Annotated in this window: 7 protein-coding genes; 2 read left to right on the forward strand and 5 right to left on the reverse strand. The window is 59.7% G+C overall.

Translation table 11 applies throughout. From position 1 onward, the window contains the following. Positions 1–17 precede the first annotated feature (17 nt). Positions 18–3866, reverse strand: a complete 3849-nt coding sequence (locus AB4O36_RS00480) for a sensor domain-containing protein (protein ID WP_460140876.1) — start codon at positions 3864–3866, stop codon at positions 18–20. A 281-nt stretch (positions 3867–4147) separates the two neighbouring features. Between AB4O36_RS00480 and ettA the strand changes: the two genes are divergently transcribed. Further along, a complete protein-coding gene (ettA, locus tag AB4O36_RS00485) occupies positions 4148–5812 on the forward strand; it encodes an energy-dependent translational throttle protein EttA (RefSeq protein WP_460120709.1) in 1665 nt (554 codons plus the stop codon). Between the two features lie 287 nt (positions 5813–6099). Continuing rightward, a complete protein-coding gene (gdhA, locus tag AB4O36_RS00490) occupies positions 6100–7437 on the forward strand; it encodes an NADP-specific glutamate dehydrogenase (RefSeq protein WP_460120711.1) in 1338 nt (445 codons plus the stop codon). On the opposite strand, the gene AB4O36_RS00495 is transcribed toward gdhA, so the two are convergent. From AB4O36_RS00495 to AB4O36_RS00510, 4 genes are all read right to left on the reverse strand, one after another. Continuing rightward, positions 7434–7928 carry a GreA/GreB family elongation factor gene (locus AB4O36_RS00495; protein WP_460120713.1) on the reverse strand — a complete coding sequence of 165 codons (495 nt, stop codon included), beginning with the start codon at positions 7926–7928 and terminating at the stop codon, positions 7434–7436. The two genes, gdhA and AB4O36_RS00495, sit on opposite strands and share 4 nt — an antisense overlap. A gap of 70 nt (positions 7929–7998) precedes the next feature. Beyond that, on the reverse strand, positions 7999–8355 hold the full coding sequence (locus AB4O36_RS00500; protein WP_460120715.1) for a hypothetical protein: 357 nt from the start codon (positions 8353–8355) through the stop codon (positions 7999–8001). A 209-nt stretch (positions 8356–8564) separates the two neighbouring features. Further along, a complete protein-coding gene (locus tag AB4O36_RS00505; protein ID WP_460140877.1) occupies positions 8565–10418 on the reverse strand; it encodes an Lnb N-terminal periplasmic domain-containing protein in 1854 nt (617 codons plus the stop codon). 92 nt (positions 10419–10510) lie between these two features. Continuing rightward, entirely contained in the window at positions 10511–10999 is a 489-nt protein-coding gene (locus AB4O36_RS00510; RefSeq protein WP_192309054.1) for a DUF3015 domain-containing protein, read from the reverse strand. Positions 11000–11014: the final 15 nt, after the last annotated feature.

The raw sequence follows: 11014 nt of genomic DNA on the forward strand, positions 1-11014 counted from the left end.
GATTGGAGCTGTCAGCTTCAATCAAACACAAAAAGTGCATCATTGCTGAACTGCGCCTCGAACTGCCCAGCCGCCATCGGTCGCCCGAACAGATACCCCTGAACCTCATCGCAACCATGCTCACGCAGGAAATCGAGCTGTTCGTGGGTTTCCACACCTTCCGCGATAACCGCCAGGTTAAGGCTGTGGGCCATGGCGATAATCGCCCGGGCGATCTGCGCATCCTGTTCGCCCGAGGGCAGGCCATCGACGAAGGTGCGGTCGATTTTCAACACATCGATCGGGAACTGCTTGAGGTAGTTGAGCGACGAATAACCGGTGCCGAAGTCGTCGACGGCGATGCTCAAACCGAGGTTTTTAAGGCCGTCGAGAATCTGCATCGCTTCGCTGACCTCGCGCATCAGGATGCTTTCGGTCAGCTCCAGCTCCAGGCACGCCGGTGGCAGGCCGGTTTCCTTGAGGATAGTGGCGATGCGCGTACCCAGTTGGCCGTCGGAGAACTGGCGGGCAGAGATGTTCACCGACACCTTCGGCACCCGAACCTTGGCCTGATGCCAGGTTTTGAGCTGACGGCACGCCTCGCTGATCACCCAGTCGCCGACATCCACCACCAGTCCAAGTTCTTCGAGCACCGGGATGAAATCCCCGGGCGGCACCAGGCCGCGACGCGGATGGCGCCAGCGCAACAGGGCTTCGGCGCCGGTCAGGCGTTTGCCGTCGCCACTGAACTGGGGTTGGTAGTACAGGATGAATTCGTTCTGGTCGAGGGCATGACGCAGGTCGCTTTCCAGCTCCAGGCGCTCCAGGGCACTGGCGTTCATGTCGGTCTGATAGAACTGGAAGTTATTCTTGCCGCGCTCTTTGGCGTGGTACATCGCCGTGTCGGCGTTCTTCATCAACTGACTGAGTTCGTTGCCATCCTGCGGACTCAGGGCAATGCCGATACTCGCGGTGACGAAAAACTCACGGCCTTCCAGCACGAACGGTGTCACCAGGCTGGCGAGAATCTGCTCGGCCACATGGATTGCCCGGTTCAGCGCCGTCTCCCGGGTGGCACGCGGTTGCAGGAGCAGTGTGAACTCGTCGCCGCCCATGCGCGCCACAGTGTCGTCATCGTCGACGCACCCGAGCAGGCGGGTGGCCATTTCCTTGAGCATGCGATCACCCGCCGCGTGGCCCAGGGAGTCATTGATCGGCTTGAAGCGGTCGAGGTCGAGGAACATCAGCACCACCCAGGATTTCTGCCGTTCCGCCGATTGAAGTGCGGTGTGCAGGCGATCCTGGAACAAGGTGCGGTTGGGCAGGTGGGTCAGGGCGTCGTAGTAGGCCAGGCGGTGGATGCGTTGCTCGCTGGCCTTGCGCTCGCTGATGTCGGTGAAGAAGCACACGTAACTGGCCAGGTCGCCTTCATCGTCGAGCACTGCCGTGATACCGACCCATGCCGGGTAGTGCTCGCCGTTGCGTCGCTTGAGCCACACTTCGCCTTCCCAGGTGCTGTTCTGGTTCAGTTGTTTGAGCACATAGCGAAGGTGCGCTTCCTGTTGCTCGTCCACTGTCAGGATGTTCGGCAACTGGTCGAGTACCTGTTCCACGGCATATCCGCTGACACGGCTGAACGCTTCGTTGGCCTGGACGATGTAGCCCGCCGGGTCGGTGATCAAGATCGCCGAGGTCGAGTGTTCGAATACCGTGGCCGCCATGCGCAGATCTTTCTCGGCCCGACGTTGCTGGCTGATGTCCCGGCCAACGCCAAGCACGCCTTCGAAGGCGCCGTGTTCATCCCACACCAGTACCAGGCGCAACTCGATGGGAATCTTGCGTCCGTCACCGCGCAGACAGTCGAACACGAACAGCTGGGTCTGTACCTGGTTGCGCAACAGCGCCAGTTGATCGGGTTTTCCCAGCGCTTTACTGACGCGATCCATCAAGCTGAAGATGCCGGACAGTTGCTGGGGGTTGGCGATGGTCGTTTGCCAACCGTTCTGGAAAATCCACTCGACGTCGTAGCCCAGCACGCTTTGCACTGACGGGCTGACATAGTTGAGCGAGAGTTGGCTGTCGGTGGAGAAAATCACGTCGCTGATGCTCTCAGCGAGCATCCGGTAGCGCTGCTCGCTGTCGCGCAGGGATTCGCTGGCCTCGATCTGTTCGGTGATGTCCTTCGCCACGCCGATGATTCGCGTGACCTGGTCGTATTTGTCCCGCGCCAGGGCCTGCTCGCGAATATCGAAGCGCCGCCACTTGCCGTCCCGGTGCCGGAAGCGCAACTGACATTGCAGTAGCTGGACATAACCGCCGTGGCGCTGGGACTGGCGCGAACGGTGGTAATGATCGGCGTCTTCGGGGTGCAGCAGGATTTCCCAGAAATACTCACCCATCTGGTGCAGCTCGGTACGGTTGTAGCCCAGTGTCTGGCCCAGGTGGTGGTTACTGAAGATCATGCGCTGGCTGATCACGTCCTGCACATACAGGTGATCGGGCACGGTGCGCACCACGTCGGACCAGAACCCTTCACGCTCGAGCAAGGACAGTTCGATGAGCTTGCGACTGGTGATGTCGTTGATGCTCAGGATCACCGCCTTATAGTCGGCCTGGTCTTCCGGTAGTCGCAGCACCAGCCACAGGTGCTGGTCACGGCCGTTGGCGTCCGGAAGTTTAATCTCCAGTTCCAGCTGTTTTTGCTGGCTGAGCACTGCTTCGATCACTTGGTTGCCGATGGCGGTGCCGTCCAGGGGATTGCCGTCGATCAACAGTTTCCAGGCTTGCTCGCAAGTGCTGACGTTGAGCAGTTGCAAGGCCACCTGGTTGACCTCGGTGATACGCAGTTCTTGCAGCAATTGACGCCGATGCTCGGTAGCGGCCAGCCATGTTTGCAACTGCTTGCTGCCGTGCAGGTGTGCCTTGTCAAACGCATTCTTGAGGCCGGACACGTCAAGCACACACAACGCGACGCCGGTGCCCTCAAAAATGTCCTGATAGCGGCGGCGGCCTTCAGTGACCTGGCGTTGCCGGCGTCGCAGGTTAAGCAGGGCGATCAGCGGCAGCAAAGAGAACGCCAACCCCAGCAGGCATTTGCCGACGAAGGCAGGCAGCAGTTCTTCGATGACCCGTTGGCGGTCGAACAAGCCGCGCAATTGCCAGTCGCTGTAGCTCAGGGGCACTGTCAGCACGCTGTTGGCCACATCGGCTTCGGTCAATTCGCCCGGCTTGGCGAGGGGGCCCGATTCGTCGCGGCTGATGACCTGATGATTGACGCGGTTTTCGACCAACCACAGCGGCCGCACGCCGGCATCGTTCTGTTGGGTCAGCACCGAGAAAAAGCCCGGTTTGAGCCGCAGCGCCCAGTAACCCCGACTGCTGCCGCTGGACTGGTGCAACAGCAGGTGCACCATTGAACCATTATCGGCGTTGCTGAAGTAATGGACCTGAGCGCGGCTGCGGCGCACCAGTTCGGCAAGGTAGTCGGCGTCGTCGCTGTCAGCGGCGCTGTCACTGAGAATTTTGCCCGAGGGGCTCAACAGCGCGAGGCTGATCAGATCGGGTAGGCTTTTTTGCAGTTTGCGCAAGAGCTCCTGCTGCTCATCCGCACTTTGCGGTTGCTCGAGGATCGGCAGCAGATTGAGCGCAATCTGCGCATTCAGCGACATGTTAAGACTGACCTGCGCGGCGAGGTCGGCCGTATAGTCGATGGTGTACTGACGCTGACTTTTCTGGGTTTCCCGCAATTGATCCAGCAACTGCCAGAAGAGCAGGGCGAGCAGCAGCAAAGCCAGAGTCGCCAGAGCGCCCTTCAAGGTTCCACGCAGGGGCGAGCTGGACGCAGCAGTCGGTGCGCGGTTGATCAGGGGCGGCGTGACATTGGACAAGCTGTGATCCTGCGGTTTGGCTGGACTGGCGCGACGTGCACTATAAGCCGGACGCCCGAAGGGCGGCTAGCATGCCTTGAGTTGTGGCAAAGTGCCAGTCCCGTTCGGCTGGACTGCCTCTCGTCATTCAGGTAGCTTTGCCGGTTACGCGGGAGCGTTCCAGCTCCTAAAATCAGGTTTTTTCAGCGCGCAGCATTGATAGCCATCAAGCGACGACGCGCACAGCCTGGCCAGGCATCGCCTGCTCCAATCATTCATTTGTCACTGACCCTAGGTTCTCCATGGCTCAATACGTATTCACCATGCATCGGCTGGGCAAAGTTGTTCCGCCGAAGCGGGAAATCCTGAAAAACATTTCGCTGTCCTTCTTCCCGGGCGCCAAGATCGGCGTGCTCGGTCTCAACGGTTCGGGTAAATCGACGTTGCTGAAAATCATGGCCGGCGTCGACACCGAATTCGAAGGCGAAGCTCGTCCGATGCCGGAGCTGAACATCGGTTACCTGCCGCAGGAGCCCGTTCTGGACCCGACCAAAACCGTGCGTGAGGTGGTCGAGGAAGCGGTGAGTGTGATCAAGGACGCGCAGGCTCGCCTTGACGAGGTTTACGCCGCTTACGCCGAGCCGGATGCCGACTTCGACAAGCTGGCCGCTGAACAAGCCAAACTTGAGGCCATCCTGCAGGCGGGCGACGGTCACAATTTGGAGCGCCAGCTGGAAGTCGCCGCCGATGCGCTGCGTCTGCCGGCGTGGGACGCCAAGGTCGAACACCTGTCCGGTGGTGAAAAACGTCGTGTAGCCCTCTGCCGCCTGCTGCTGTCCGCACCGGACATGCTGCTGCTCGACGAACCAACCAACCACCTGGACGCCGATTCCGTCGCCTGGCTGGAGCATTTCCTTCACGACTTCCCGGGCACCGTGGTTGCGATCACGCACGACCGTTACTTCCTGGACAACGTTGCGGGCTGGATCCTGGAACTCGACCGTGGTGCGGGTATTCCTTACGAGGGTAACTACTCGGGTTGGCTGGAAGCCAAGTCCGATCGTCTGGCCCAGGAATCCAAGCAGCAGTCGGCCCATGAAAAAGCCATGAAGGAAGAGCTGGAATGGGTGCGCAAAGGCGCCAAGGCCCGCCAGTCGAAATCCAAGGCTCGTCTGCAACGCTTCGAAGAAATGCAATCGCAGGAATTCCAGAAGCGCAGCGAAACCAACGAGATCTATATCCCGGCGGGCCCGCGCTTGGGCGACAAGGTCATCGAATTCAAGAACGTCACCAAGGGCTACGGCGATCGCGTGCTGATCGACAACCTGTCGTTCGCCATGCCCAAAGGCGCCATCGTTGGCGTGATTGGCGGTAACGGTGCCGGTAAATCGACCCTGTTCCGCATGCTGATGGGCAAGGAAACACCGGATTCGGGCAGCATCGAAATCGGCGAAACCGTGCAACTGGCTTGCGTCGACCAGAGTCGCGAAGACCTGGATGGCAGCAAGACCGTGTTCCAGCAGATCTCCGACGGTTCGGACCAGATCCGCATCGGCAACTACGAAATCCCGTCGCGTACCTACGTTGGTCGCTTCAACTTCAAGGGCGGCGATCAGCAGAAGTTCGTCAAGGATCTGTCCGGTGGTGAGCGTGGTCGCCTGCACCTGGCCCTGACCCTGAAGGAGGGTGGCAACGTCCTGCTGCTCGACGAACCGTCCAACGACCTCGACGTTGAAACCCTGCGTTCGCTGGAGGAAGCCCTGCTGGACTTCCCGGGCGCCGCCATTGTGATCTCTCACGATCGGTGGTTCCTGGACCGCGTGGCCACACACATCCTGGCGTACGAAGACGACTCGCAAGCGGTGTTCTTCGAAGGCAACTACACCGAGTACGAAGCGGATCGCAAGAAACGCCTTGGCGAAGCCGCTGCCCAGCCGCACCGTGTACGGCACAAGAAACTGGCCTGACTCGGGTTGGTTGCATAAAAAGCGGAGCCTTCGGGCTCCGTTTTTTTTGCCTGTGTTTTTTCAGTGGGACCGAGTTGCGCCCTTCGCGAGCAAGTCGAAGACGGTATCACCGCTGGTGCAGTTCTGAAGTTTGTACTCCCTTTTCTGGTGCAAGAACTTTTGAAAACTCCATTTAATTTATACAAATGCACCATTTAATTTCATAACTGCGACATTTTGCGCTGTTCCAGTGCGCGAATCCTTTGGTACAGTCCCGCGCAATGACAACAATTGTGCCGAGATTTTCCATGATCGAATCCGTCGACTCCTTCCTTGCCCGACTAAAAAAACGTGACCCGGACCAGCCGGAATTCCACCAGGCGGTGGAAGAAGTCCTGCGCAGCCTGTGGCCGTTTCTGGAAGCTAACCCGCACTATCTGACTTCCGGCATCCTGGAGCGGATCTGCGAGCCGGAGCGGGCCATCGTGTTTCGCGTGTCCTGGGTAGACGATCAGGGCAAGGTGCAGGTCAATCGCGGTTTCCGCGTACAGATGAACAGCGCCATCGGTCCGTACAAGGGCGGTTTGCGCTTCCATTCGTCGGTTAACCTCGGCGTGCTGAAGTTCCTCGCCTTCGAACAAACCTTCAAGAACTCGCTGACCTCGTTGCCAATGGGGGGCGGCAAGGGTGGTTCGGACTTCGACCCGAAAGGCAAAAGCGACGCGGAAGTCATGCGATTCTGCCAAGCCTTCATGACTGAGTTGTATCGCCACATCGGTGCCGACGTTGACGTGCCGGCCGGTGACATCGGTGTCGGCGCCCGCGAGATCGGTTTCCTGTTTGGCCAGTACAAGCGTCTGAGCAACCAGTTCACCAGCGTGCTCACCGGTAAGGGCCCCAGCTACGGCGGCAGTCTGATTCGCCCGGAAGCTACCGGTTTCGGTTGCGTGTACTTTGCGGAAGAAATGCTCAAGCGCAGCGGTGAGACCGTTGAAGGCAAGCGTGTGGCGATCTCCGGTTCGGGCAACGTAGCGCAATACGCTGCTCGGAAGGTCATGGACCTGGGTGGCAAAGTGATTTCTCTGTCCGACTCGGAAGGCACGCTTTACTGCGAGGCGGGTTTGACCGAGGAGCAATGGCTGGCGCTGCTGGAGTTGAAAAACGTCAAGCGCGGCCGCATCAGCGAACTGGCAGCGGCATTCGGCCTGCAGTTCCTCGCGGGTCAATGCCCATGGGGCCTGGCATGCGACATCGCGCTGCCGTGCGCCACCCAGAACGAGCTCGACGCCGAGGCTGCGCGAACGCTGTTGCGCAATGGCTGCGTGTGCGTGGCCGAAGGTGCGAACATGCCGACCACCCTGGAAGCCGTGGACCTGTTCATCGAGGCGGGCATCCTGTTTGCGCCGGGCAAGGCTTCCAACGCTGGAGGCGTTGCGGTCAGTGGCCTGGAAATGTCGCAGAACGCCATGCGCCTGCTTTGGACGGGGGGCGAAGTGGATAGCAAGCTGCACGCGATCATGCAGTCGATCCACCACGCCTGTGTGCGGTACGGCGAGGAGAATGGCCGGATCAACTACGTCAAGGGTGCGAACATCGCCGGTTTCGTCAAGGTTGCCGACGCGATGCTCGCCCAAGGTGTTGTTTAAGTCGGTTCGATGCGGATGATCTCGATCGTCTGATCGCCAGCCGGGCGTTGCCACAGCACCTCGTCGCCCAGCTGCGCGCCGAGCAAGGCCCGACCCAGCGGTGAGCCCCAATTGATCAGGCCCGCAGATGCGTCGGCCTGATCTTCGCCAACCAGTTGTACCGTCTGCTGGGTGTCTTGTTCGTCGGCGAACGTCACCCGACTGCCGATCTGCACTTTTTGTCGTGAGCTGGGCGCTGCCACCACCTGGGCGCTTTGCGCACGCGACATGAAATAACGCAAATCCCGCTCCAGATCGGCCAGGCGCTGCTTGTCGGCCTGTTCGCCCATGGCCGACTGTTGACTGCGGTGCTGTTGCAGTTCGGCGACTTTTGCCTGCAACTGAGCAAGGCCCGCCGGCGTAACATAATTGGGCTGAGCGCTCACCTGCCGTTCGACGGGCTGGTCGGCTTGCGCAGCGGCGTTATCTTCATTGACGAAAGCGCGACTCATGGTGTTCTCCCGTTATAGGGTTTGGGCCATGGTCACAGGCTTTTGGTTTCAACGGATGTCTGTCAGCGACTCATTGCGAGCGAAATGCATGGGCGGCGTCCCGGTCTTTCTGCTGTTGCCAGGCCTTGTCCCGCTCCTCCCAATGGTGACTGTAGTAGTCCTCGCGGTCCTGGCTCTCGCGCATGGCCTGGCACTGGCGAAAGCCATCGCCCCAGCCTTCGGCGTATTGCGGATCCTTGAGGTAGCGCGGGACATTTTTACGAAACTCCCCGCTGATCGCGCCGGCGGCCTGTCGCCCGCTGCTGCAGCCGTCATCGAAGCCGTCGGCGAACGCCGGCGGGTAACCTTTGGCAATCAGATTTTCGTGGGTCGTCTCGCAACCCGTGGTCAGCATCAATAAACCCACTACCACCACACAACGCCACATCATCGACTCCCGGCTACTGAAGCAACTCTAGGCGCCGGTTCGTGAGCTGTTCGTGAAAGGGGTGTGATGGATCCGTGGAATGCATTGTTTCCCTGTAGGAGCGAGCACGCTCGCGATGGTCGTCCAGACAACGTTGGCTATCAGGCGCCCCGCGTTATCGTTAACGTCCATCGCGAGCATGCTCGCTCCTACAGGACCTCGATAAATTCTTAATAGTGATACCACTTCACCTCAAGCATCACCTCGTTCTCTGGTGTGGCGAGATGACTGAATTCCCGCTGCGCGCTCAGGCGCAGGCCGAGGTTGCGCGACAGTTCCCACTGCTGATTCAGGCTCAGGCTACGACGCACTTCGCCATTGGTGAAGAAATCTCCCTTGGCTTCCACGCTGAAGTTGCCCAGCGGGTTTTTCCACAGCAGGCCGCTGTTGAAGCCGGCGGCGGGGGAGATGAATTCAGCGAAATCATTGTTGTGTTCCACGCGCACGGTACCCAGGGCAAACCCGAGCATGTCCTCGCTCAGTTGCCAAGTGCCGCCACCACCGCCGTTGACGTGGCTGACCAGGGTTTCATCGTCATGTTTGCCAGGTACGCGCTCGAGGCCTCCGGTGACCTGCCATGACAGCGGTTGGAGCAGCTCGTTACGTGGCGTCAGAGAGCGGATGGTCGCCAGATCCAGTTGCTGCAATTGCCACTGATTGCCTTCGTACTGGCGCAGTTTCATTTGCAGGATTTCGATCTGTGCGCCCAGAGGGAAACTCTCGGCGTTGTCGTTGAGATCGTGGTACGCCATGCGCAAGCCATACTCGCCAAAGGCCTTGTCGCCCCGAGTACCGATACCGGCCTGCCAGGTACGGGATTCATGGCCGTCTTCGGGCAGGCCGGGTTGCGCAATATTCAGCTCTGGCGCCGGATTCTGGTTGATCGCCCGCAGCAGTTCGAAACTGCGTTGAGCGCGTTGCGGATCGCGTTCCTGACCGTTGGCGCGGTAGCGCTCAAGGCGGTAAGCGGCGTCAACGATCAGCGCCTGGCGCTCGCGGGGCTGCGCCTTGAATGCCGGGTCCTGCAATTGCTGCTGATCGGCGCTGACTTTGAGCACCCACTGCTGTTCTTCAGGGTCCAGTGTTTCGGCACGGCTCAACAACTCGCGCTCGCGCGATGGCCGGTATTGAGTCGACTCCACCAGGCCGGCGTCCTTCACCGCTTTCACGGTGTCTGTCGGAATGGCGGTCAGCGGGAATTGCTCCGTCAGGCGCAGGCTCGGGCGAGCTACCTGCAACAGTTCCAGCAGGCGATAAGAGCAGTTTTCGTCAAAAAAGAAGTAATCGAACTTGATCTGCTTCAGCTCCCAGACGTGCTCGACCATGCGTTGGGTTTCTTCGGGCGTCAGGTTCAGGCGGTATTCCCACAGGTCGCGGTTTTCCAGGCTGCGGTACTCAGAAAGTTTTTCCTGATACGGCACCAGTGCAAACAGGCCTGGGTAACCCCCCATCAAGCCTTTCCAGGCATACAGGATGCTGTTGTCCGAACCTTCGATATAAGCGCCGAAGTTGATCGCGTAACTGAGCAGCGAGGTCTTGTCGGTCTGCACATCGGCCTGGTCGATGCGCAACAGGGTGTGACCGAACATCGAGGATGGGCTGTTCAGGTAGGCCGCTGGAAAAATCATCACCGCGCTATGGGGCGAGACATCCTTGAACCATTGTTTGAACTCGGCGCAGTCGGGGGCGGGCAAGTCGGTAAGGTTGAGCTGCGCTTTCAGCCAGCGGGTGCGGGACGGGTAGACACATTGGGCGTGCTGTTCGCCGGCACTGGCCGGGGCATACAGCGCTTGCACGGTGGCTGCCAGTTCACGGTCCGGGTGTGCATTGCCATCAGGGGCAAGGAAGAATTTGCTGTCGCTGACATAACTGCGCCAGCCGCCCAGTTTGGCGGTTTCGTAGTGGCCCAGGGAGATCCAGAAGGGATCATTGGCCAATTGCTGCAAACGTTGATTGTCGAGGTGAGGCGCGGCAGACAGCGGGGCGCAGGCACACAGCGCCAGCCAGGAAAGGCGTTTGAGCATAGTGGGCAACTTAAATTAAAAAAACAAAGACCCAAGGAGGGGCAGGTCCAAAAAATAAAACCCGCTCCCCGAAGGGAACGGGCGAGTCGAGCTTAAGCCTGGGTAGCGTATTTGGCCAGGCGCGGATCGTTCTTCAGGACAGCCAGAGTGTTGGTATGCACGTCTTCTGCGGTCACGTCAGCCTTGCTGAAGATCTGCTGGAAGTGCTCGTGGGTCACGGCTGCGAAGTGCGCGCGGTCTTCCGGCGCCACGCCCAGTACCACGGCGTAAGTCGTCAGCGCTTCGCCGTTGCCTTTGGCCATGTCTTCGGACAGCTCGTTCATCATGCCATTCATGGCAAACCAGGATTTGCCGCCATAGGTCAGCGACGCGTTGGTCGAGCAACCGTTGGTGCCGGAAGTCATACCAAAGGTTGCATTACCGGAAGTGCCGTTGGTGGTGGATGCCAGGAAGTGAGCCGGAGTGCCACGCTGACCTTCGAACAGCATGTTGCCCCAACCGCAATCCGGACCGCCTGGCGCTTGTGCCATGGCGTTGATGGATACAGCGGTGAAGAGAGTACCGAGAAGAATCCGTTTCATAGCTTTGTTCTCTTT

The sequence above is a fragment of the Pseudomonas sp. S2_E01 genome, assembly GCF_054668365.1.

Coding starts and splice junctions, on each gene's coding strand:
- AB4O36_RS00510 (WP_192309054.1), bottom strand. CDS start 10,999: ATGAAACGGATTCTTCTCGGTACTCTCTTCACCGCTGTATCCATCAAC.
- AB4O36_RS00505 (WP_460140877.1), bottom strand. CDS start 10,418: ATGCTCAAACGCCTTTCCTGGCTGGCGCTGTGTGCCTGCGCCCCGCTG.
- AB4O36_RS00500 (WP_460120715.1), bottom strand. CDS start 8,355: ATGTGGCGTTGTGTGGTGGTAGTGGGTTTATTGATGCTGACCACGGGT.
- ettA (WP_460120709.1), top strand. CDS start 4,148: ATGGCTCAATACGTATTCACCATGCATCGGCTGGGCAAAGTTGTTCCG.
- gdhA (WP_460120711.1), top strand. CDS start 6,100: ATGATCGAATCCGTCGACTCCTTCCTTGCCCGACTAAAAAAACGTGAC.
- AB4O36_RS00495 (WP_460120713.1), bottom strand. CDS start 7,928: ATGAGTCGCGCTTTCGTCAATGAAGATAACGCCGCTGCGCAAGCCGAC.